A 22,805-nucleotide genomic window follows, 5' to 3' on the forward strand; every position below is an offset into this window, starting at 1 on the left:
AGAAGGGGCCGGGTCCCCACGGACCCGGCCCCTTCTGCGTGGCGGCGTTCAGCTCGCGCGACGCAGCGCCACGCTCGGGAAGTCGATCGGGACATCCAGAGCGATGTTCACGTAGTTCGTGAACAGATTCAGCGCGACCTGTGCGATCGTCTCGACGATCTGCTCGTCGGTCCAGCCCTGCGCGCGCACGGCGTCGACGTCCGCCGAGGACACCTGGCCGCGTTCCTCGACGAGCTTCAGCGCGAAGGCGAGCAGTGCCGCCGTGCGCGGGTCGTCGGACTCGCCGCTCTGCGCGGCAGTGAGCGTCTCGCGGCTGAGACCGGCCTTCTTGCCGAGGGCGGTGTGCGCTGCGAGGCAGTACTGGCACGAGTTCCGGTCGGCGACGGCGACGGCGATCTGCTCGCCGAGCGCCGCACCGAGGGATCCTCCGCCGAAGGCACCGAATGCGCTCCACATGCTCGTGAGAGCAGCAGGAGAATTGGCGACGGCGCGGAACATGGCCGGCACGGCTCCGAAGGCGCCGGCGATCTGGTCGAGCTGCTCCTTGACGTTTCCGGTGGCGTTGTCGCGGTCGATGAGAGGGACGTTGGGCACGGGATGCTCCTTCGATGACGGGATGGGCCCGGATCCGGGCTCACTTCAGTCTTTCGAAAGATATCGGACGATACGCACCAAAGAGTCTTGCTTTCATGACATATCGTCCACGATACTGAAGGTATGCCCGCCGTCGACCGCCTCTCTCCCCTGCTCGAACGCTTCCGCGTGCGGACCCGGCTGTTCCACAACGGCCCCCTCTGCGGAACGACGGTCTTTCCGGCGAGCGGCGGCCACGGCTTCCTGCACGTCCTGCGCCGCGGCGAGATGGAGGTGACGCACCGCCGTGCGGACGGCAGCTCAGAGCGCGAGGTCATCACCCGACCGAGCCTGCTGTTCTTCCCCCGCCCGATCGACCACTCCTTCCTCAACGCACCGACCGATGAATCCGACTTCGCCTGCGCGACGCTCGACTTCGACGGCGGCGCCACGCACCCGCTGGTGCGCACTCTGCCGTCGTCGATCGTCCTGCCGCTCGACGAGGTCGAGACGCTCAGCCCCGCACTCGACCTGATGTTCTCCGAGGTCGACAACGTGCGGTGCGGTCGCCCCCTGGTGGCGGATCGCATGTTCGAGGTCGTGCTCATCCAGTTGTTGCGGTGGATGCTCGATCACGCCGAACGACTCGACCTCCCGCCAGGCTTGATACCCGGCCTCGCCGACGAGCGGCTAGCCCCCGCACTGGTCGCGATGCACGAGGCCCCAGGAGAGTCCTGGAGCCTGGAGGCCCTCGCCCGCACCGCCACGATGTCGCGAAGCGCATTCGCCGCCCGCTTCAAAGAGGTGCTCGGGCGCTCCCCCGGCGACTATCTCACGGAGTGGCGGCTCACGATCGCCCAGGAGCAACTGCGCGCGGGCGTGTCCGTGAGCACCGTGGCGGCGGAACTGGGCTACGCCAGCTCATCGGCGTTCTCGCGGGTGTTCGCTCAGCGCATCGGGCACTCGCCTCGAGCGTGGCTGACGCTCGCCGCGTGATGATCGACCGTGACAGGTCCGTGTGACGGAACCGATCAGCGACCGGCCGCGAGCACCGCTCGGAGCCCATCGATCACCCGTTCGAGATCGGCGGACGAGAGTGAGGGATGAACCGGGATGGAGAGCACTTCCTGCGCTGCCCGCTCGGTCTCCGGCAACTCCGCTTCCGGGGCGAACCTCTGCAGGGACGGCAGCCGATGGTTCGGGATCGGGTAGTAGACGCCTGCGCCGACCCCATGCTCGTCCCGCAAGGCATCACGCACACGATCCCGCTCGCCGTCGGCGATGCGGACGGTGTACTGGTGGTAGACGTGCTCGGCTTCGGGAGCGACCGGAGGCAGGGTGAGACCGGGGAGGCCGGCGAGCTCGGCATCCAGCAGGGCGGCGTTCCGCTGTCGCTGCCGCGTCCACTCTCCCACCTTGCGCAACTGCACACGCCCCACCGCCGCAAGTACCTCGCTCATGCGGTTGTTGTACCCGACGATCTCGTTCGCGTACTGCGTCTCCATCCCCTGATTGCGCAGCAGGCGGACGGTCCTGGCGAGATCGTCCCGAGCACACGAGACGATGCCGCCCTCGATGGCGGTCATGTTCTTGGTGGGGTACAGGCTGAACATCCCGAACGCACCGATGGTTCCCGCCGGACGTCCGCGCCAGGCGGCTCCGTGCGCCTGCGCGGCATCCTCGTAGATGGCGAGTCCGTGCTCTCCCGCCAGCGCTTCGATGCCATCGACGAGGAAGGGGTGCCCGTACAGGTGCACGGGCATGATCCCCTTCGTCCTCGGGGTGATCGCCGCCCGCACCCGTTCGGGGTCGAGGGTGAAGTGCGCCGGCTCGATGTCGGCGAAGACCGGAGTCGCCCCAGCGAGGACGACGGAGTTGGCGACGGCCGCGAAGGTGAAGGAGGGGACGATCACCTCATCCCCCGGACCCACGCCTGCGGCGATGAGCCCGAGCAGCTGACCGCTCGTGCCGGAGTTGACGGCGACCGCCGTCCGTCCGTCGAGGAACTGCGCGGAGAACTCGGCTTCGAAGGCTGCGACTTCCGCTCCCTGGGCGAGCATGCCGCTGCGGAGCACGCGTTCGACGGCGGCGACCTCGTCATCGCCGATGATCGGCTTGGCGGCGGGAATGAATGCGCTGTCCATCGTGGAAGCCCTTCGTCGGCGGCGGCTCGCATGAGCCCGGTTGAGGTGGAGGCAGGAATCGAACCTGCGTGCACGGTCTTGCGGACCGCGACCTGGCCACTCGGTCACTCCACCGGGTCGGATGTGCTCAGCGTCCGGGCGGCGAGTACCCGTTCAGGAACGTTCCGAGCCGACGGAGCGCGTCGGTGAGCACTTCGGCCTCCGGAAGGAAAGCGATCCGGAGGTGGTCGGGCGTCTGCAGGTTGAAGGCCCTGCCGTGTACGAGGAGGATCCGCTCGGCGTCGAGGAAGTCGAGCACCAGCTGCTCGTCGTCTTCGATGCCGTGCACCTCGGGATCCAGTCGCGGGAAGAGGTAGAGCCCCCCACCCGCCGGCTGCGTATCGACCCCGGGAATCGCCTCGAGCGCTTCGAGGGCCGCATCCCGTTGCCGCGTCAGCCGGCCGCCGGGCGCCACCAGAGCGTCGAGCGAGTCGTCGTGGGTCAGGGCCGCGGTGATCGCGTGCTGCGCCGGCACCGACGCGCACATGCGCATCGAGGCGAGCAGACGCACTCCGGAGAGGAAGGGATCGTCGCGGTGGAACCCTGTCGTCGTCATCCATGCCGCACGGTAGCCCGCGACACGGTGGGTCTTGGACAGCCCGGCGAACGTGACGCACGGAACGTCGGGGGCGACCTGCGCCATGGACACATGCGCGTATCCCGGAAAGACGACCCGGTCGTAGATCTCGTCCGAGAGCAGCAGGAGGCCGTGGCGCCGCGCGAGCTCGGCGATCCGCTCGAGGACCGTACGCGTGTAGACCGCACCGGTCGGATTGTTCGGGTTGATCACCACGATGGCCGCGGTTCGCGGACCGATCGACGCCTCCATCGCGGCGAGGTCGGGCGTCCATCCTTCGGCCTCGAGGCACGGATAGTGCACCGCTCGCCCTCCGGCCAGCACGGTCGACGCCGTCCATAAGGGGTAGTCAGGGCTCGGGATGAGCACTTCGTCGCCCGGCTCGAGCAGCGCCTGCAGCGTCAGCCCCACGAGCTCCGAGACGCCGTTCCCTACGGTGATGTCGTCGATCCCCAGTGCGGGAAATCCGGGGCGCAGCGCGTAATGCGCTCCGATCGCTTCGCGGGTCTCGGGAAGACCGGCCGACTCGGAGTAGCCGTGCGCCTGAGGCAACGCCGAGCGGAGAGCCTCGACGATGGCCGGCGGGGCGTCGAAGCCGAACGGGGCGGGGTTGCCGATGTTGAGACGGAGGATGGACTCTCCGCGCTTCTCCAGTTCGGCCGCGCGCTCGGCAACCGGTCCGCGCAGGTCGTACAGGACGCCTTCCAACCGCGAGGAGCGTCCGATCCGATGATCGACCCTCTCCGGCCGGGACGGGGTCATGCCTCCACCCCCGCCGCGCTCGAGCCCCCGGCGACCCCGACGAGGTCGTCGACGAGGCGCTGCATCTCCGCGTCGTCGAGCGTGTGCACGGTCAGGCGAAGCTGGGTGGAGCCCTGCGAGCTGCCGGGATCGAGCGCGAACTCGGAGCCGGGGCGCACGAGCCAGCCGCGCGAAGCGAGGCGACGGCTGATCTCCGTCGCATCGTCGCGGACGTCGACCCACACGTTGAGCCCGCTGTCCGCCTGCGCGTGCATCCCCTGTTCGACGAGCATCGACACGAAGAGGCGGTTGCGCCCCGCATAGTGCGCGCCCGCCTCGATGATGAGCTCCCGGGTCTCGTCATCGCGCAGCATCGTGGCGGCGAGCCGCTGCATCACATGGCTCACCCACATGGTTCCGGGGCTCAGGCGCAGCGCCAGACGCTGAGCGGTCACCCGATCGGATGCCGTCACCGCGAGGCGCATGTCGGGCCCGAGGAACTTCGACACCGAGCGGACCAGCGCCCACCGCTGCTGCGTGGGGGCGATGATGCTCTCGTAGGGCGTGGGTGCGAGCATCGAGAAATGGTCGTCTTCGATGACGAGCACGTGCGGATGATCGGCGAGGACCTCGCGGAGCTCTCGTGCGCGTGCAGGACTGGTGCCGACACCGGTCGGGTTGTGGGCACGCGGCGTGCAGACGATCGCGCGCGCGCCGCTCTCGAGGGCCGCACGCAGGCCGGCGACGGTCATCCCTTCGCGATCGACGGGGATGGCGACCGGCACGTATCCGGCGAGACGCGCGGTGTGGATGCTGGAGAGGAAGCACGGGTCTTCGAGCCCGACGCGGTCGCCCTGCACCAGGGTCTGGGCCAAGAGGCGCTCGACGGCATCGACCGCCCCGGCGGTGATCGACAGGCGGAACGGACGCGGATGGTCGGCCGCGATCCACTCGGTCGCCCATTCGGCGAGGTCGGCGTCGATGACGGACTCGCCGTAGAGCACGTGGCCGGGCGTGACAGCGGCGAAGGCGGCTGCGAGGTCGGGAAGGTGGGCGGGATCGGGATTGCCGCTGCCGAGATCACGCAGCACCGAGCCGGGGGTGAATCCCTCGTCGGGGTTCTGCGCCGGCCCGAGCACCGTGGTTCCGGTGCGGCCACCCGTGGCGGCGATGCGCGCGGTGACCAGCGAACGATAGGCCGCCAGCACCGTGTTCCTGTTCACGCCGAGGCGAGCGGCGAGGGATCTGACCGACGGCAGCTGGTCTCCCGGAGCGTATGCACCCCGCTCGACGAGGTCGCGCACGCTCTCGGAGATCTCCGCCGCGGTCGACCCGACGATGCCATCTTCGAGGTCTTCGCGATCGGGTGCCTGGGCCATGGTTCGACCGTAGGCGATCTTTTGACCTATGTCAAAAGATCTGCAGGGTCTGCTTCGGCTTCGGGGTGCGCACGTCGGAGGCACCGGGCACGATGGGTGCATGACCGACGGCTACGAATCGGACTTCCTCGGGAACCGGCTCCCCCTCCCCTGTCCCGAACGCGAGATGCGTTCGCTCCCGTATCCGCGATTCACGGTGCTGCTCGACCCCGAGCGGCGTCTCGCGGCGGTCACGGCGGTGAACATCGACGGCGCCACGCTGCAGGACCTGCCGCGCACCGGCGACTGGCGACTCGACGACCGCCTCCCGGCCGACGAGCAGACGGGACCCGAGGTGTACACGCGGAACGACCTCGACCGCGGGCACCTCGTGCGGCGACGAGACCCGGGATGGGGACCGACGCAGACCGCGCGCGCCGCCAGCGAGGCGACCTTCTTCTATCCCAACGCTGCGCCGCAGGCTGCGGGATTCAACCAGTCGAAGGAGCTGTGGCTCGGCCTCGAAGACCACGTGCTCGCTTATGCCGAGAGCACCGATCAGCGCCTGTCGGTGTTCACCGCCCCGGTACTGGCCGAGAGCGATCCTCCCTACCGAGGCATCCGCGTGCCCCTCCGCTTCTGGAAGGTCGCCGCGTGGCAGGGACCGGATGGCCTCGCCGCCGCGGGCTTCGTGCTCGATCAGTCCGACCTCGTCGACATGCGGGATGAGACGCTCGCCGTCCCCCCGCTCGGCGCCTTCCGTACGTTCCAGGTGCCGATCGCCGACATCGTCGCACTCACCGGCATCGACCTCGGAGCACTGGTCGAGGCGGACACGCTCCCGCGACAGGGAGCGCGGGAGTCCGGATGGCGGACGCTCGACACCGCGGGCGACATCGTGCTGTGATCCGGGAGCGATCGCGCCACACTGGACCGATGGAGTACAGCGGAGTGGTCCCGACCGATGCCCCCGACCCGAGCATCGAGTCCGATGCCCGATTGCAGAGCCTCCCCTTCCCGGTATTCGAGCTGAAGCCGCAGCGCGCTCTCACGCGACTCCCCGTGGCCGGCTTCATGGAGATCTCCGGCGCAGCGGGCCGCGACGAGGTTTCGGCATCGTTCAGCTACACGCTGTGGCGGCACCCCGACGACCATGCCGATCCCCGCAACGAGATCGAGCTGGACGAACCCACACGGCGCTCCCTCACGGAAGAGCCGCCCTGGGGTCGTCCGGCCTGGCTGATCGCGCAGGTGCAGGCCTTCCGGTACCCGATGCTGTGGGAGGCGGTGCGAACGACCTGGCATGCATCGCCCGGCCGGGAGGGGGCCTCTCTCGCCGAGCAGCTCGCCGCGCACACCGACCACATCCTGCGCAACCGCTTCCGCGGCGAGCTCGGCCTCTCGACCGACCCCCGTGCCGACGCCGACGGGACCGGGAAGACCACGGCCGCCTCGGCATCGGACGCCTCGGTCGAGGTCGACGGTGAGGAGCATCCCGCGCTGTGCGTCGACACCGACCCGTTCGTCTACAGCATCGGCTTCCGGGTCGACGAGCACGTCGTGTGCACCGCGGTGATCCCGCGGGACGCTCTCGCCCTCGTCGACCTCGCCGTCACGCGCTTGTCGACGCCGCCTCAGACCCCGGCGCGCACCGACTCCAGCGACGGGTAGTCGCTGTATCCCTCGGCGGTCCGGCCGTAGAACAGTTCGGGACGCGGGTCGTTCAGCTCGGCTCCCTGGATCCAGCGCTCGACCAGGTCGGGATTCGCGATCACGGGACGGCCGGCGGCGACGGCGTCCGCCCGCCCGTCGGCGACGAGCGACTCGGCCTCATCCTTGGTCGTCTCCGCCGCGAAGCCGGTGTTGACGATCAGGGGCGCACCCGCCGTGCGACGGATGTGCTGCACGAGCTCTCCGGCGGGGTCGGCGTTGAGCACGTCGATGAACGCGAGGCCGAGCGGCGCGAGACCCTCGGCGAGGGCCGTGTACGTCGCGCGGACATCCGCATCGTCCTCCTCCAGCACACCCTGGATGTTGTGCTGCGGCGACAGGCGGATGCCGGTGCGGTCGGCTCCGACCGCGGCGGCGACGGCCGCGGTGACCTCGATCGCGAAGCGCGCGCGGTTCTCGGGCGATCCGCCGTACGAGTCCTCGCGGATGTTCGACACCGGCGAGAGGAACTCGTGCACGAGATACCCGTTCGCGCCGTGCACCTCGACGCCGTCGAAGCCGGCGGCGATCGCGTTGCGGGCGGCCTGCGCGAACTGCTCGACGACCTCGGGGATCTCGTCGAGGGTGAGCGCATGAGCCACCGGCAGATCGGCCTTGCCCTCGGGCGTGCGCGTCTGTCCGGGTGCGGCGAGCGCACTCGGACCGACGACCCGCACCTCGCCTGAGATGGCGGGGTGCCCCACACGGCCGCCGTGCATGAGCTGCATGACGATCGTTCCCCCCGCGTCATGGACGGCTGCGGTGATCGGCTTCCACCCCTCGATCTGCCCGGGCGTCACGATGCCCGGCTGCCCGGGGTACGACTTGCCTTCGGCGACCGGCCATGTGCCCTCGGAGATGATGAGCCCCTGCCCCGCACGCTGCCGGTAGTACTCCTCCATCGTCGCGGTCGGGACACCGTCGTCATCCGCACGGGTGCGGGTGAGCGGCGCCATGACGACGCGGTTGGACAGCTGCAGGGCGCCGAAGACGGCGGGCTCGTAGAGATTCACAGTGGGAGGTAAGGCGCGAGGGGATCAGCGTATTCCCGGTCGGCGTTTCGCTCCGCCGGACGAGGTCGGTCGTCTCCCTCAGCCGCCGAGGCCGGCGAGCAGATCGGCGAAGTGGTCGAGATCGGCCGCGGTCCAGTTGCGCAGCCGCTCGCCGATGCGCCCCTCATAGCGCGAACGGGCGAGCGCCACCCGCTCCTGCGCCAGGTCGGTCGCCACGAGCACACGGGCCCTGCGGTCTTCCGGGTCCGGCACGCTCTCCACGAGTCCGAGCTGTTCGAGCTGTCGCACCTGGCGGCTCACCGCCGACTTGTCGGTCTGCAGCCGTTCGATGATCGCTCCGGCCGAAGTCGCCTTTCCCGTCGCTATGGAGGTCAGCACCTGATAGCCGAGGGGCTGCAGATCGGGATGCACGGTCGCTGCGGCCTCACGCCAGCCGATGCGGATCCGCGCGAAGAGTCGACCCAGTTCCTGCTCGACCCTGGTGACGGCCTGGTCGAGGTCGGCGTCGCCCAGCAGGTCGGTCGCGGCAGCGGATGCACGGGTCTCGCCAGGGGCCCCCGCGGCATCATCGGCGGCATCATCGGCAGGGGCGTCGGAGGAGGCGCTCATGCTCGCCAGTGTACGGCGAAGCCCCGCCGTCGATCGTGACGGCGGGGCTTCGGGTCAGACCTCGGCCAGCAGCCGGAAGGCCTTGGACGCCGCCCGGATCTCTTCGGGAGTCAGCTCATCGATCACGGCCTGGAGACGGGTGCCGTAGTCGCGGCGGACCGCGGCGAGCGCATCACAGGCCGTGGCGGTCACGCTCAGCACCCGCAGCCGACCGTCGCGCTCGTCGGGGCGGGACTCGAGGAGACCGAGCTCTTCCAGCATCCGCACCTGACGACTGATGACCGACTTGTCCATCTCGAACCGCTCGGCGATCTCGTGCGCGTTGGCCGTTCCCGCCCTGTCGATGAAGGTCAGCAGTTTGTAGCCGGCCACCTGCAGCTCCGGGTGGACCCGGGCTGCGGATTCCTTCCACAGCGACCGGGTCCTCGCGAAGATGAGGTTCAGATGCGCCTGGAGGTCACCGAGCGCACTGTCGACATCCGACGCCGCGACCGCTGCCGAGGCCATGACCTCAGCGCTCCCCGTCCCGGTCTTCGCGGGCAACGTCATCACGGGCACGATCGTCGCGCTCGAGAACGCGGACCGCACCGGTCGCGGGGGCGCTGCCGGCACCCTCGATCCGGATGGTTCCGGTGGAGAGCGAGGCTCCGACCTCCGCCTCGGAGACCTCGATCACCGATTCCTCAGCCTGCTCGAGCATCTGCTCGGCGGCGTTCTTGGTCGACAGCGGCTTGTTCTTGATGAACGCGATCGCGATGATCGCGATCACCGCGAGCGGGATCGCGATGATGAAGGAATCGGCGATGCCGTGACCGTATGCTCCTTCGACGATCGTGCGGATCGTGTCGGGCAGCTGACCGACCTTGGGGACGTCACCCGAGGCGAGGTGCTTGAGCGCGTCGATCTCGGCGGGTGTCGACGGGACGAAGCCGTCGAGCGCATCGGTGATGTAGTTCGCGACGCTGGTGGACAGCAGCGAACCCATCACGGTGACGCCGATGGTGCCGGCGATCGTGCGGAAGAAGTTCACGTTCGACGAGGCGGCGCCCAGCTGCTGCGGAGCAGTGTCGTTCTGCACGATCAGCGTGAGGTTCTGCATGACCATGCCGAGGCCCGCGCCGAGCACGAACATGTAGACGGCGACGAGCGGGAACGGGGTGTCGTAGCGGAGCGTGGCCATCAGGCTGACGCCGGCGGTCGCGAGGACCGACCCGGTCAGCATCCAGCCCTTCCACTTGCCGAAGCGGCTCACGAGCTGGCCGATGATGATCGACGCCCCCATCTGGCCGATGATCATCGGGATGGTCATGAGGCCGGACTCGGTGGGCGTGGCGCCACGGGCGAGCTGGAAGTACTGCGCGAGGAACACCGACGTCGCGAACATCGAGACGCCGATCGCGATCGAGGCGATGACCGACAGGGTGAAGGTGCGGTTGCGGAACAGCGACATCGGGACGATCGGTTCCTTGACGAAGAACTCGACCGTGATGAACGCGGCGATCGCGACCGCGGCGGTGACGATCAGCATGATGCTCGTCGAGGAGTCCCAGTCGAACTGGTTGCCGCCCATCGAGACCCAGATCAGGAGGGTCGAGACGCCGACCGCGAGGAGCACGATGCCGAAGTAGTCGATCGAGACCTTGGTGTCGCGCTGGGGCTTCGGCAGGTGCAGGGTGAACTGCAGGAGCACCAGGGCGAGGATCGCGAACGGCACGCCGACGAAGAAGTTGGAGCGCCAGCCCCACACGTCGGTGAGGAGTCCGCCGAGCAGCGGGCCGCCGATGGTGCCGAGGGCCATGATGCCGCCGACGACGCCCATGTACTTGCCGCGCTCACGCGGGGAGATGATGAGGGCCACGGCGATCATGACCAGCGACATCAGGCCGCCGACGCCGACGCCCTGGATGACGCGGACCGCGATGAGCATGTTCGTGTCGGTCGAGAAGCCGGCGATCACGGTGCCGACCGTGAAGAGGATGAGGGAGATCTGGACGAGCACCTTGCGGTCGACGAGGTCGGCGAGCTTGCCCCAGATCGGGGTCGAGACGGCGGTGGCCAGAAGGCTCGCGGTGATGACCCAGGTGTACTGGGACTGCGTGCCGCCGAGGTCGGCGATGATGACCGGCATCGAGGTCGACACCACGGTGCCCGAGAGCACGGCGACGAACATGCCGACGACGAGTCCGGAGATCGCGGTGAAGACCTCGCGAGCCGACCGGGTCGTCTCGGGGGGTGCGGATGGGGTGTGTGTCACGGGGTAACGCTCCTGCGTAGAAAGTTGATCGAGGTCAACCATACGCCTTTAGTTGCCAAAGCGCAACTAAAGGCGTATGTGCTCGCGTCGTGCTTCTGCTCGGCGGAACCGAGCGGTACCGTGTCAGCGTGTCGACTGATTCCAGGAGCGGACGGGCGCCCGGCGCCCCGGCCTCTCTCGACGCGGCCATCGGGGACGTCGACTGGACCGTGCCTCCCGCCGGATCGACGAGATCGTGGTTCCGTGCCCCCAGCGGCGAGTTGTCCGTGATCTCGCTGGGCGCACCCGAGCGTCCGCGCGTGGTCCTGGTGCCCGGGGCCACCGGTTCCAAGGAGGACTTCGCCCTGATGCTGCCGCTGCTGGCCGAGGCGGGGTACTTCGTGCAGTCGTTCGACCTCGCCGGGCAGTACGAGTCGCACGCGGCCGGCGCGGACTCCGCCTACACGTACGAGCTGTTCATCGCCGACCTGGTCGCATTCCTCGACGCTGGCGCGCCGGCGCATCTGCTCGGGTACTCGTTCGCCGGCACCGTCGCACAGCTGGTCGCCGTCCGTCGCCCCGACCTCGTGCTCTCCCTCACGCTCCTGACCACTCCTCCCGGTTCCGGCAACGTGTTCGCGAGCATGAAGTGGCTGGGACCCCTCGCCCCGATCGCGAGCCCTCGTCGCGGCGCCGGCCTCATGATCTGGGGGATCGTGACGAACAAGAACCGGGTGCCCCCACGGCGGCTCGAGTTCGTCCGCTCGCGGTTCGCACTTACGAGCAGACGCAGCGTCGATGAGATCGTCGGCCTGATGACGGTCGCTCCCGATCTGCGCAGCCGCGTGCGGGGATTGCCGATGCCCAAGCTCGTCGTCGCGGGATCGCACGACCTGTGGCCGCTGGCCGCCCACGAACGGTATGCGCGCGAGATCGGCGCGGAGTTCCGGGCGTACCCGACGGGACACAGCCCGAGCGAGACCACCCCGCACCAGCTGACCGCCGACCTGCTCGATCTCTACGCGCGGGCTCGCGACTGACCCGCCTCCGGCGTCACCGACCGGCTGCGGACCGGTCGGCCTCGCGCCGCGCCTGCCGCCGCCGATGCAGGGGCTCCTCCGACAGGTGCAACCGCACCGTGGGCAGCACGTAGCTCAACCGCCGTCGGAGAGACGCCCAGTCCTGGAACGGTCGCGCCGACACCGCGACCACGAGGCCCCGATCGCGCAGCACGGTCATCCCCGGGCGGATGTGGAACGACAGGTCGAAGTCGTCGTGGATGTTCGTCTGCTCTCGGTGCACCTCGGCGCTCAGCATCCGCCAGACGGTGGCGCGCATGGCCATGTTCGATCCATAGAGGGGTGCGTGCCCGAGGACCGGAGCCATCGAGGCGTACATGCCGCCGATGTACAGATGCGTCCCCATCCAATGCACCAGAGGTGTCGAACCGTAGAAGCGCGGTTCGCCGGTGACGAAGTCGACGTCGGGGCGGTCGCGGAAGGTGCGCTCGATCCGCTCCACCCAATCCGGCCCCGGGCGGGAATCGGCGTCGAGCCGGGCGATGATGTCGCTCGTCGCTGCGTCGTAACCGGCCGCCGATGCGCGCGGGATGCCCGGGACCGGCTCGGTGACGACCCGTGCCCCGAACCCCTCGGCGACGGCGGCCGTGTCGTCGCTGCTGCCGTTGTCGACGATGACGATCTCATCGGCGATCCGGGTCTGATGCTCGAGTGCCCGCAGACACACCTCCAGCAGGCGGGCGTCGTTCCGTACCGGTATGACCACGGACACGGAACGAGAGAAGGCGGTCGTCATCGTCCCCCCATTGTGCGCGTAGCCGACCGTTTCGGCCGTGTGCCCCGCCCTCACCCGAAACTGCGTCGTGCAGAAGCTACTCCGCGGCGGGGAAGTGAGGTCGCGTCCCACTCCCCCGCAGCCGGTCACTCGATGGCGTCGTCCGCTCGCTCGCGCCTGGTCGTGCTTCCGTGCGCCGGGATCAGACCGAAGTCGGTGAGGAGCTCGCCCATCTGGGTGTTGTCGAGCTTGTCGAGAAGCTTGCCCTTCACGAAGTTCGGCCCGGGGATGTGCACGGCCTCGCCGTCGCGCAACCGCGCGGTCGCCTTCAGCAGGTAGCGGATGTCGTAGGTGGAGTTGAACACCTCCGGCACGCCGCGCTCGATGTCGAGCAGCTGATAGGTCGCCTCCATCGCGGTGCGCACCGAATACTCGGTCGTGAAGATGGTGTCGCGGGTGGTCTCGGCGAACTGACCGAGGAAGGCGAAGTTCACGCTGCCGTCCGGCACCACCTGCGGGCGGTCGCCGGCCTTGCGCGGCAGGAAGAACGACGTGACGTACGGCATCATCACCGGCACCGTCTTCGCGGCGGATGCGGCGAGCTCGGGAATGTCCGCGACGGGAACGCCGAGGTGATACAGCCACTCCTGCGCGATCTCCTCGCCCGTGCAGTCCTGCATCGGCTTCTTGATGAAGTCGCCCGGCGTCTCGACGAACAGCCCGTACACCCACACCACGATCTCGTTGGGCTTCTGCGCCTTGAAATGCGGCTGCCGGTTCACGGTCCAGCTCATCAGCCACGACGAGTCCTTCGCCGTGACGATGCCACCGGTGACGACCTTCCCCGAGAAGGGGTCGCGCTGCGCGATCTTCTCGATGTACGCGGGGATGCGCTCGTCGATCGTGGTGACCGTCGCCGACTCCCACTTCGTCTTGTCGATGTCGTTGCAGAACACCTCGGGGCGCCCGAAGTCGGGCGACTTCGCGGCGACCTTCTTCCAGAAGTCCCACGCGGGGGCGGGACCGTCGAGGAGCCGGGGCGCCGTGTTCTGATCGCCGTTGTCGGAGTTCTCCGTCAGCGACCCGATCGTCATGAGGCACAGATCGTCCGGTCCGAGGTCCACGCCACCGGGCTCGCCATCCACGATCCAGTCGATGCGCGTCGCCTGCTTGCGCCCGTTCGTGAGGTCGAAGTGCACGTCGGTGACGGTGTGATGGAAGCGGAACCGCACCCCGTGGTCGTCGAGGTACTTCCGCATCGGCAGCACGAGCGATTCGTACTGGTTGTACTTCGTGAACTTGAGCGCCGACAAGTCGGGGAGACCGCCGATGTGGTGCATGAAACGGTGGAGGTACAGCTTCATCTCCAGGGCGGAGTGCCACTCCTCGAAGGCGAACATCGTGCGCCAATAGAGCCAGAAGTTGCTCGCGAGGAACTCCTCGCCGAACACCTCATCGATGCGCTTGCCCTCCATCTGCTCCCGCGTGGCGAGGATCACATCGATGATGTCCTTCTGCGCCTTGTCGGAGAGCGTGAACAGCTTGTTGGTGTGGGCGTCCTGCCCCTGCTTCTCCGTCACCCGGCACAGGGACGAGTTCGGGTCGTCCTTGTTCAGCCAGTAGAACTCGTCGAGCACGCTGGCGCCGTCGATCTCGAGCGATGGCACCGAGCGGAACAGATCCCACAGACACTCCATGTGGTCCTCGAGCTCGCGCCCGCCGCGGATCACGAATCCCTTCTCCGGATACTTGATGCCGTCGAGCGCTCCACCGGGAAGACCCAGCTCCTCGAGGATCGTGATCCGCTCGCCGGCGATCTGGCCATCGCGGATCATGAAGATCGCCGCCGCCATCGCGGCGAGGCCGCCCCCGACCAGCCACACGGTCTTGTCGTCCACCCCTTCGGGTTTGCGGGGCCGCGCGAAGGCCTCGTAGTTTCCGTTGCTCCGATACATGTCGATCTTCCTTCCCGCCCATCGGTCGATTCGCGTCCAGTAGACCGCAGGAGCGCGAGGAACGGAAGGCGGGCCGGGGCATCTCACCCGTAGTAGACCGGGCTGGGAGAATCGACCCATGACGGATTCCTTCGAGGCGCTGATCGAGGCCGGCGACACCGCTGACGTCACCGGGTGGGACTTCGCCTGGCTGGATGGCCGAGCGACCGAGGAGAGGCCGCCCTGGGGCTATGCCCGCTTGCTGTCCGACCGCCTCGGCACCGCTTCGGCGTCGCTCGACATCCAGACCGGGGGCGGTGAGGTGCTCGCCGAAGCGGCGTCTTTCCCGCCAACGGCCGTGGCGACCGAGTCGTGGCCGCCGAACGTGCGTCGCGCGACGCAGCTGCTGCACCCTCGGGGAGTGGTGGTCGTCGCCGACCCCGACGAGCCTCCACTGCCCTTCGCCGACGAGGCCTTCGACCTGGTCACCAGCAGACACCCCGCGACGATCTGGTGGTCGGAGATCGCACGGGTGCTGGCGCACGACGGCACCTATTTCGCGCAGCACGTGGGGCCGGCGAGCGCGTTCGAGCTGATCGAGTTCTTCCTGGGCCCGCAGCCTCAGGCACGCCGCGGACGCCACCAGGATGATGAGGTCGCCGCCGCGGAGGCTGCCGGGCTCGAGATCGTCGACCTGCGCGCCTGCGCATCGAGATCCACGACGTCGCCGCCGCTGTCTATCTCCTGCGCAAGGTGATCTGGTGGGTGCCGGGATTCACCGTGGAGAACAGCCGCGACCGACTGCGCGACCTCCACGACCTGATCCAGCAGGACGGGCCGTTCATCGCGCACTCGACCCGTCACCTCATCGAAGCGCGCCGCCCCTAGCGAGCGCGCCGTCGCCGTCGCCGTCGACGTCGAAGGGAGCTACTTGGTCGCGTTCGGGTGATGCGTGTGCACCTGCTCGATCAACACAGCGTCACCGTCGATGTAGAACCAGATCCGCGCATCGCCCTGTGCTGTCGGCTTGTGCTGCCAGCGCTCGTGACGCGCCGCGCCGCGCTGGACGAACTGCAGCTCACCTCTCATCGGGTAGTTCGTCGGTGTGCGCTCCGCGGGAGTGCGAGTGAGGAAGTCCCAGGCATCCGCCATCGGGTTCCGGATGGTCGCGACCAGGTCTCGCCAGCCTTTCCGTGCTCCCGAGGTAGCAAACCGGACGGTGTACTCGGTCTTCTTCATGGGTCTGGGGACCAGGTCGTCCTTCGCCACGTTCAGGGACGCTCGATCAGCTCGTCGTCATCCAGCCATTCGACAGGCTGAGCAGAGAGCCCTGCCGCGATAGCCGTCGCCGTCTCCCGCCAGGAGGTGAGCTCTGCGATAGCGAGGTGGGGCTGCCCCGTGGCAAATGATGCCCGAGCAGCATCGACGAGGTTCTGCGCGCACGCGGCTCGATCAGCCTCCGACAAGGCAAGCATCCAGGGGAATCGATCAGACATGCGCGCGGCAAGAGTGCCCTCGTCATCGAGGGTGACCGTGATGAGATCAGCAGCGAACTGCAGCAGCATTGCGCGAGCATCCGCCGCGCGCTGCGACATCAGCACGAGCGGCTCGCCGTCGCGACGCGTGATCCGAACCGTGTGATCTTCGGCCTCTGCGAACACATCTGCCGAATGCTTACTCAGGTCGGACGAACGACGAGACGTGATGTGAGGATCATGGATCAGGGTCATATCCTCATGATATTCGGAACGTATTCGGAAGTCTATACGCCTCCCTCCGTAAGGAGTCACGACGGATGCCGACGCCGACCGCTCACGGGGTGAGCCGGTGCAGATCGCGTGGGAAGAGCGTCACCTCCCGGATGTTCGACGCCTCGATGAGCCGCGACACACCGTCGACACCGCCGAGGACGTCGCCTCGGCACGCCTGCTCGCCGAACGCACGGCCCCGGATGTCGCGATCGTCGACGTCATGCTCCCGGACGGAGACGGGTTCTCGCTGTGTCGCGAGATCCGCACCCGATGGGGCTTCCCGACCGTGTTGTTGACCGCGCGTGATGAGGATGCGGACGTCGTGGTCGGCCTCGACGCCGGAGCCGACGACTACATCGCGAAGCCGGTCAGCGTGGCCGTGCTCGAAGCGCGCCTGCGGACGGTCCTGCGCCGCAGCTCCCGTCTCACCGCCGAGCCGCTGCGGGTCGGCTCCCTCGTGCTGCACGAGGATTCCGCGGAAGCGCTGGCCGACGGCGAGGCCCTGCCGCTGAGCGCCACCGAGTTCCGGCTCCTGCACGAGCTCGCACTGAACGACGGACATACCCTGAGTCGCTCGCACCTGATCGACGCGGTCTGGGCGCAGTCCCCGCCCGAGACCCCGCGGGTCGTGGACACCGCGATCCAGCGGCTGCGCGCGAAGCTGACTGCGGCGAAGGTCTCGACACCGCAGCTGGAGACGATGCGCGGGATCGGATACCGGCTGCGATGACCGCACGTCGTCTTCGTCGTCCCACCCTCCGCACGGCCATCGCGCTCGTTCTCGTCGGCAGCACGATCGCGGTCTCGGTCATCGTCACCGGAGTCGTCGTGTTCACCGCGGGGCGCATCGTCTACGAGTCGCGCCAACAGGGTCTGCTCGACGAGTTCTCGACCACCGCGGACGCCCTGTTCACCTCCATCTCCACCGGGTCCCCCGAGGACACCTGGAAGTACTACGCCGAGATCCTTCCCGGCGAGACGGTCATCATCGACCTCGACAGCGGCCGGAGCGCGGGCGAGCTCCGGCCGGACCAGGTGCCCGATGCGCTCGCCATCGACGACGACACCCGTCGCTCCGGAGACCTGACGTCGCTGATGACCACGCTCGAAGGGCGCGACGTCTTCTTCGTCTCCGTGGTGCGGGACGATCTCCCCCAGGACCCGAGCGCCCGACTCGCCGTGGTCACCGCGTACTCGATGGAGCCGCAGCGGGAGCAGGTGCGGGAGCTCGTCATCTCCGGGGCGCTCCTGAGCGGCGGCGTGGTGGTGCTCGTCGTGCTGCTCGAACGCCTGCTCGGCGGAGCGTTGACACGCCCGCTCCGCCGTCTGGTCGACACCGCGCAGGCGGTCGGGTCCGGCGAGGGGCCACCGGCGTGGAAACCGTCGTTCGACGACGTCGACCGGGTGGCCGACGCTCTTCGTCTCTCCTCCGAACAGTTGGGGTCCACCATCGCGCAGCTGCAGCGCCGGGAAGCGGAGTCCCGACAGCTGGTCAGCGACGTCGCCCACGAACTGCGCACACCGCTCACCTCGATGATGGCGGTCGACGAGCTCCTCGACGAAGACGAGCACACGACCGCCGAGGAGCGGGCGGTCGCTGCTGCGGTCGTGCGCACCGGAACGCGCCGTCTGCATACCCTGATCGAGCACCTGCTCGAGCTCTCCCGCCTCGATGCCGGGGTCGCACGCGTCCACCGCACGACCCTCGTGCTCCCCGATCTGCTCGCCGACGTGATCGATGCGACGGGCGTCGATGTCGTCGAACTGCGGGCCTCGCCCGGCCTGCAGATCCGCACCGACCCGTCACGGCTGCATACGGTGGTGGCGAACCTGCTCACCAACGCATCCCGGCACGGTCGCCCGCCCGTCACCGTCCGCGTGCACGAAGACGGCGACGCACTGCACATCGATGTCGGCGATCAGGGCCCCGGCATCCCCGCGGCCGACGCCGAGCGGGTGTTCGACCGCTTCGTCACCACCGACCGTTCGCGCTCCGACGGTGCGGGAACCGGGCTCGGGCTCGCGATCGCCCGCGACAGTGCGCGACTCCTCGGCGGCGATCTCACGCTGCTCCCCCGATCCCCCGGTGCGACCTTCCGCGTGACTCTTCCGCGCGTGTGACACTCGTGTGACATTCGTCATCGACACTGGCCGTTCGCCGATGTCGAGAGGTCTTCCGATGAGTCTTCCCCCGTCCCCTTCTCCGAACAGCCCGGCATCTCCGCGCACACGACGCCGGAGACGCCTCCGGCGTTTCCTCACCCTGACCGCGGTCGCGATCCTGGTGGTCAGCGGAGGGACCGTGGCCGTCGCGGCGATCCGGTTGTCGCAGAACGTCACCACGGTCGACCTGCACCCCGCACGCACGGACGAGCCACCCGTCGTCGCGGATTTCGACGGCGAGTTCGACGTGCTGCTCGTCGGTTCCGACGGTCGCGCAGGGCAGGGGGCACAGTACGGTGAGGGCGGCGACGTCGAAGGCAGCAGGAACGACGTGACGCTGCTGCTGCACGTGAACGAGTCGCACGACGCGGCCACCGTGATCTCCTTCCCGCGCGATCTGCTCGTCGACATGCCCGCATGCACCGACCCCGACTCCGGGAAGACCTGGGATGCCGGTCACCGGGTGCAGTTCAACGAGTCCCTCGCCCGCGGCGGACTGGGGTGCGTCGCCTCCGCGGTCACGGCGCTGACCGGGATCGACCTCGCCTATGCCGCGGAGATCACCTTCACCGGGGTCATCGACGCCTCCAACGCCGTCGGCGGCGTGCCCATCTGCTTCGCCGGCCCGATCCATGATCGGCATTCCGGGCTGGAGATCCCCGCAGCGGGGACCTACGACCTCAGCGGAGAACAGGCCCTGGCGCTCCTGCGCTCCCGATACGGCGTCGGCGACGGGAGTGATCTCGCCCGCATCTCGACCCAGCAGGTGTTCCTGTCGTCCCTCGTGCGCACGCTGCGCGATCAGTCGACCCTGACGGACCCGGTGAAGCTGTACGGGATCGCCGATGCCGCGACGCGGAACATGACCCTCTCCACGCCGCTCGCCGACCTGGGAACGCTCGCGTCGATGGCGAAGGTCTTCAGCGACCTCCCCCTCGAGAACATCGCATTCGTGTCGTACCCGCACCTTCCCGCGGGCGACCGCGTGGTCCCCGACGAGCAGGCCGCCGCTGTGCTGATGGAACGGGTGAAGGCCGGCGAGACGGTGAACATCAGCGCCGACCACACCGGCCGTGGCAGCGAGCTGTCGGCTCCGAGCGCCCCGCCGTCCGCTGATCCCGACGAGCCGACGACCCCGCCGGACACCGAGACGCAGCCCGAGAACCTGCCCGGGAACATCGACGGGCAGAGTGCGGCGCAGGACACCTGCGTGCGCCCGTACTCCGGATAGCGTCGCGACTGCGGCTCAGCGGGTGCGGTCAGGCGGATCCAGCGGCACCCGCATGTTGAGGATGATCAGCGCCACTCCCCCGATCGCGGAGATCGCTGCGGGGATCCAGAACAGCTGCGGCAAGCCCAGCCACAGCGAGCCGATGCTCCCCACGAAGCCGCCGACCGCGGCGTTTATCGCATAGGAGCTCATGAAGACGCTGGTCGCCATGCCCACACGTGCCGGAACCAGTCGCTGAGCCACCGTGATGCCCAGCACGCCGAACGTCGCGATCACACCGGCCATGAGCACCTGTCCGACGATGAGAGGGACGATGTGCGGCGCGATCAGACCGGCGGACGCGTAGGAGATGTGGGCGGCGACCGCCATCAGGGCGCCGACGAAGAGGACGCGTGTGGTCCCGTACCGAGTCGCGAGTCTCGCGGCGAACGGCATCAGGAGCAGCTCGACGAGGGGCTGGAAGCCGATGATCGCACCGCGCACCCCGGCATCGACGGCGAGCTCACCGTCCATGTACAGCGGCAGGTAGGCGAGCTTGACCGTCTCACCGCACATGATGAGCACGTAGATCGCGGTGAAGACGAGCAGCGGGAGCATCGAACGCGGATGCGGCACGGGCGGCGCGACCGAGACCGGAGCGGCGCCACCGGGCTCGCGGATGGGCGTCGACAGCGCCCTGCGCGCGGCCGCCGAGTCGGTCTTCACCCCGATCAGCGGCACCAGCGAGAGCAGCACGCAGAGTCCTGTGACCAGCAGCAGGGGACGCAAGCCGATGACCGCGCCGAGCACGGCGCCGATGACCGGGCCGACGATCCACCCGAACGCCATGGCCATCCGCATCACCGCGACGACCTCGTTGTCCGCCGGAGTCGGTCTCCGATTCAGTTCGTCTCTCACCGCGGCCTGCAGTTGCGCCGCACCGGCACCCGCCGTGCTCAACAGGAGCATGTTGATGGCGAACGGCATCCATGCCTGCATCGCGACCGCCATCAGGACCCAGCCGACGAATCCGGCGAGCGCGGACAGGCGGAAGACCAGCAGTCGCGAGCCGGCGCGGTCCGACAGCGAGCCCACGAGATACCCGGCGATCGGAGCGGTGAGGTTGGTCAGGAAGTAGAGGCCGGCCTGCGCCGTCGAGAGATGGAGTTCCCCCACGAGGAACAGGGTGATCTGCGGGATCGTGACCGAGATCCCGATTCCGGAGATGACGAGGCTGACGAACACGCCGCGCAACAACCTCGAGCGGAGGATGTAGCGCGCGGCGGAAACGGGGCTGCCCGATGGGTCCGCGGTTCCTGATTGCCGAGCCGCCACGCGGAACCATCCTCATTGCCGTACGAAAGGGGGAAACGGCAATGCTATCGAGGGGGGACGCGGGCGGAAGACGGTCAGGAGTTGCCGGCCGTCGACTCCAGCTTCGCCATCACCTGGTTGATCGTGAACGACGCCGATTCCTGCCGTGCCGGGAACTCGACGAGCGTCTGCAGCATCCGCGCGACGTACGCCTGTGCCGGGACGAACAGGAAGACGTGGTCGAGCACCCAATCCCAATAGGTGTTCGATGTGATGTCGGCACGCTCGTATGGATCGGTGCGGAGGTTGAACAGCTTCGGGAAGCGCAGTTCGATGTAGGGCTCCTGCCACACCTGCAGCGTCCCCACGGCACGCTGCTCGAGGAACACGAGCTTCCAGTTCTCGAAGCGCAGCGCCGTGAGGTCGCCGTCGTCCGAGACGTAGAAGAAGTGTCGACGTGGGCTGTGCTCGACGGCACCCGTTATGTAGTCCAGTTGGTTGTTCCCGTCCAGGTGCACCGTGAAGTCCGTGCCGTGCAGCTCTGTTCCCGCCTTCAACCGCTCGGCGATATCGGTGTCTCCGACGGCGGCCAACAGCGTGACGAACCAGTCGTTGTGGCTCACGATGCCGTTGAGCGTCGTACCGGCGGGAATGTGTCCGGGCCAGCGGACCATCGCGGGCACGCGGTACGCGCCCTCCCAGTTGGAGTTCTTCTCATTGCGGAACGGGGTCATACCCGCATCCGGCCAGCTGTTCATGTGCGGGCCGTTGTCGGTGGAGTACATGACGATCGTGTTCTCGGCGAGCCCGAGCTCGTCGAGCAGGTCGAGCAGACTCCCCACGACGTCATCATGGTCGAGCATCGTGTCGTGATAGTTGGACTGCCAACGCCCGGCCCGCCCCTTGCTCTCCTCCTTGGTGTGGGTGCGGAAGTGCATGTGCGTCGAGTTGAACCAGACGAAGAAGGGCGTATCATCCTCGGCCTGGGCGCGGATGAAGTCGGCGGCCGCATCGCGGAACTCCTCGTCGACGGTCTCCATGCGCTTCTTCGTCAACGGACCGGTGTCCTCGATCCGCTGGGTGCCGTCCTCGTTCGCCCACGAGTGGAGCACACCCCGCGGGCGGAACTTCTCACTGAAGCCCGGGAATTCCTCGTCGGTCGGATAGTCGGGGTGCTCCGGCTCCTCCTCGGCATTGAGGTGGTACAGGTTGCCGAAGAACTCGTCGAAGCCGTGCGCGGTCGGCAGATGCTCGTCACGGTCACCGAGGTGGTTCTTGCCGAACTGACCGGTGGCGTAGCCGTGGTGCTTGAGCGCGTCGGCGATCGTGGGGTCTTCGGGCTGCAGACCCAGCTTCGCCCCCGGCATCCCGACCTTGGTGAGTCCGGTGCGATACGGGTTCTGGCCGGTGATGAAGGCCGCGCGCCCCGCGGTGCAGCTCTGCTCGCCGTAGTAGTCGGTGAATTTCACACCCTCGTCGGCAATACGGTCGATGTTCGGCGTCCGATAGCCCATGAGGCCGTCTGAGTACGTGCTCAGGTTGCTGATGCCGATGTCATCGCCCCAGATGATGAGGATGTTGGGCTTGTCAGCCATGACGACTCCTTGCTTCGACGCGTGAGACGGGGCGATCGCCCTCGCTC

21 protein-coding genes, 1 tRNA gene and 1 pseudogene are annotated in these 22,805 nt (G+C 68.2%); 8 read left to right on the top strand and 15 right to left on the bottom strand.

The features are described from left to right. Positions 1-48: 48 nt before the first annotated feature. Positions 49-594 (bottom strand): peroxidase-related enzyme, encoded by a 546-nt coding sequence (locus tag ABDC25_RS15675; RefSeq protein WP_021201248.1) that lies wholly within the window; start codon positions 592-594, stop codon positions 49-51. 123 nt (positions 595-717) lie between these two features. On the opposite strand from ABDC25_RS15675, the gene ABDC25_RS15680 reads away from it, so the two are divergent. Then, positions 718-1,569 carry an AraC family transcriptional regulator gene (locus ABDC25_RS15680; RefSeq protein ID WP_021201249.1) on the top strand — a complete coding sequence of 284 codons (852 nt, stop codon included), beginning with the start codon at positions 718-720 and terminating at the stop codon, positions 1,567-1,569. A 35-nt stretch (positions 1,570-1,604) separates the two neighbouring features. Here the strand turns inward: ABDC25_RS15680 and ABDC25_RS15685 are convergent, their stop codons facing one another. From ABDC25_RS15685 to ABDC25_RS15700, 4 genes are all read right to left on the bottom strand, one after another. Next, on the bottom strand, positions 1,605-2,717 hold the full coding sequence (locus ABDC25_RS15685; protein WP_347123550.1) for a DegT/DnrJ/EryC1/StrS family aminotransferase: 1,113 nt from the start codon (positions 2,715-2,717) through the stop codon (positions 1,605-1,607). 43 nt (positions 2,718-2,760) lie between these two features. Further along, a tRNA-Cys gene (locus tag ABDC25_RS15690) sits at positions 2,761-2,831 on the bottom strand. 13 nt (positions 2,832-2,844) lie between these two features. Beyond that, positions 2,845-4,095 (bottom strand): pyridoxal phosphate-dependent aminotransferase, encoded by a 1,251-nt coding sequence (locus ABDC25_RS15695; protein WP_347123552.1) that lies wholly within the window; start codon positions 4,093-4,095, stop codon positions 2,845-2,847. Next, positions 4,092-5,453 carry an aminotransferase class I/II-fold pyridoxal phosphate-dependent enzyme gene (locus ABDC25_RS15700; RefSeq protein WP_021201252.1) on the bottom strand — a complete coding sequence of 454 codons (1,362 nt, stop codon included), beginning with the start codon at positions 5,451-5,453 and terminating at the stop codon, positions 4,092-4,094. Before ABDC25_RS15700 ends, ABDC25_RS15695 begins: the two co-directional genes overlap by 4 nt. Before the next feature lie 100 nt (positions 5,454-5,553). Here ABDC25_RS15700 and ABDC25_RS15705 point away from each other — a divergent pair, with 100 nt between their 5' ends. Together ABDC25_RS15705 and ABDC25_RS15710 are read left to right on the top strand one after the other, a co-directional pair. Continuing rightward, positions 5,554-6,339 carry a DNA/RNA non-specific endonuclease gene (locus ABDC25_RS15705; RefSeq protein ID WP_347123554.1) on the top strand — a complete coding sequence of 262 codons (786 nt, stop codon included), beginning with the start codon at positions 5,554-5,556 and terminating at the stop codon, positions 6,337-6,339. Between the two features lie 29 nt (positions 6,340-6,368). Beyond that, positions 6,369-7,103 (top strand): hypothetical protein, encoded by a 735-nt coding sequence (locus tag ABDC25_RS15710; protein ID WP_167255481.1) that lies wholly within the window; start codon positions 6,369-6,371, stop codon positions 7,101-7,103. Here the strand turns inward: ABDC25_RS15710 and ABDC25_RS15715 are convergent. The 4 genes from ABDC25_RS15715 to ABDC25_RS15730 all read right to left on the bottom strand — a co-directional run bounded on the left by ABDC25_RS15715 (position 7,067) and on the right by ABDC25_RS15730 (position 11,018). Beyond that, a complete protein-coding gene (locus ABDC25_RS15715) occupies positions 7,067-8,155 on the bottom strand; it encodes an alkene reductase (RefSeq protein ID WP_347123556.1) in 1,089 nt (362 codons plus the stop codon). The genes ABDC25_RS15710 and ABDC25_RS15715 overlap by 37 nt on opposite strands. Before the next feature lie 78 nt (positions 8,156-8,233). After that, the gene (locus ABDC25_RS15720) at positions 8,234-8,764 is read right to left on the bottom strand and encodes a MarR family transcriptional regulator (protein ID WP_021201256.1); all 531 of its coding nucleotides are present in this window, start codon (positions 8,762-8,764) and stop codon (positions 8,234-8,236) included. A 54-nt stretch (positions 8,765-8,818) separates the two neighbouring features. Then, a complete protein-coding gene (locus ABDC25_RS15725) occupies positions 8,819-9,313 on the bottom strand; it encodes a MarR family transcriptional regulator (protein WP_231479914.1) in 495 nt (164 codons plus the stop codon). Continuing rightward, entirely contained in the window at positions 9,276-11,018 is a 1,743-nt protein-coding gene (locus tag ABDC25_RS15730) for an MDR family MFS transporter (RefSeq protein WP_347123559.1), read from the bottom strand. Before ABDC25_RS15730 ends, ABDC25_RS15725 begins: the two co-directional genes overlap by 38 nt. 128 nt (positions 11,019-11,146) lie before the next feature. Between ABDC25_RS15730 and ABDC25_RS15735 the strand changes: the two genes are divergently transcribed. After that, entirely contained in the window at positions 11,147-12,037 is an 891-nt protein-coding gene (locus tag ABDC25_RS15735; RefSeq protein ID WP_347123561.1) for an alpha/beta hydrolase, read from the top strand. Between the two features lie 13 nt (positions 12,038-12,050). On the opposite strand, the gene ABDC25_RS15740 is transcribed toward ABDC25_RS15735, so the two are convergent. Beyond that, positions 12,051-12,788 (bottom strand): glycosyltransferase family 2 protein, encoded by a 738-nt coding sequence (locus ABDC25_RS15740; RefSeq protein WP_347123563.1) that lies wholly within the window; start codon positions 12,786-12,788, stop codon positions 12,051-12,053. A gap of 149 nt (positions 12,789-12,937) precedes the next feature. Further along, the gene (locus tag ABDC25_RS15745) at positions 12,938-14,746 is read right to left on the bottom strand and encodes an oleate hydratase (protein WP_347123565.1); all 1,809 of its coding nucleotides are present in this window, start codon (positions 14,744-14,746) and stop codon (positions 12,938-12,940) included. A gap of 118 nt (positions 14,747-14,864) precedes the next feature. Here ABDC25_RS15745 and ABDC25_RS15750 point away from each other — a divergent pair. Further along, positions 14,865-15,613, top strand: a pseudogene (locus ABDC25_RS15750) (class I SAM-dependent methyltransferase). Between the two features lie 39 nt (positions 15,614-15,652). Here ABDC25_RS15750 and ABDC25_RS15755 read toward each other — a convergent pair. Then, the gene (locus tag ABDC25_RS15755; RefSeq protein WP_031208045.1) at positions 15,653-15,994 is read right to left on the bottom strand and encodes a hypothetical protein; all 342 of its coding nucleotides are present in this window, start codon (positions 15,992-15,994) and stop codon (positions 15,653-15,655) included. Positions 15,995-15,996: 2 nt separating this feature from the next. After that, positions 15,997-16,455 (bottom strand): hypothetical protein, encoded by a 459-nt coding sequence (locus ABDC25_RS15760; RefSeq protein WP_021201264.1) that lies wholly within the window; start codon positions 16,453-16,455, stop codon positions 15,997-15,999. A 97-nt stretch (positions 16,456-16,552) separates the two neighbouring features. Here ABDC25_RS15760 and ABDC25_RS15765 point away from each other — a divergent pair, with 97 nt between their 5' ends. Genes ABDC25_RS15765 through ABDC25_RS15775 form a run of 3 tightly spaced genes read left to right on the top strand, consistent with a single transcriptional unit; the run spans position 16,553 to position 19,870 of the window. After that, positions 16,553-17,206, top strand: a complete 654-nt coding sequence (locus ABDC25_RS15765) for a response regulator transcription factor (RefSeq protein WP_347123567.1) — start codon at positions 16,553-16,555, stop codon at positions 17,204-17,206. Continuing rightward, positions 17,203-18,597: a HAMP domain-containing sensor histidine kinase gene (locus ABDC25_RS15770; RefSeq protein ID WP_347123569.1), complete on the top strand. Its 1,395-nt coding sequence runs from the start codon at positions 17,203-17,205 to the stop codon at positions 18,595-18,597. The genes ABDC25_RS15765 and ABDC25_RS15770 overlap by 4 nt, the downstream gene beginning before the upstream one ends. A gap of 58 nt (positions 18,598-18,655) precedes the next feature. Continuing rightward, complete coding sequence (locus ABDC25_RS15775) at positions 18,656-19,870, top strand: LCP family protein (RefSeq protein WP_347123571.1); 1,215 nt, start codon at positions 18,656-18,658, stop codon at positions 19,868-19,870. A gap of 15 nt (positions 19,871-19,885) precedes the next feature. On the opposite strand, the gene ABDC25_RS15780 is transcribed toward ABDC25_RS15775, so the two are convergent. Together ABDC25_RS15780 and ABDC25_RS15785 are read right to left on the bottom strand one after the other, a co-directional pair. Beyond that, positions 19,886-21,094: an MFS transporter gene (locus tag ABDC25_RS15780; RefSeq protein WP_167255455.1), complete on the bottom strand. Its 1,209-nt coding sequence runs from the start codon at positions 21,092-21,094 to the stop codon at positions 19,886-19,888. 164 nt (positions 21,095-21,258) lie between these two features. After that, entirely contained in the window at positions 21,259-22,758 is a 1,500-nt protein-coding gene (locus ABDC25_RS15785) for an arylsulfatase (protein ID WP_021201276.1), read from the bottom strand. Between the last annotated feature and the right edge of the window lie 47 nt (positions 22,759-22,805).

This window comes from Microbacterium sp. SY138 (assembly GCF_039729145.1).
In the GTDB taxonomy this organism is placed as follows: Bacteria; Actinomycetota; Actinomycetes; order Actinomycetales; family Microbacteriaceae; genus Microbacterium; species Microbacterium maritypicum_A.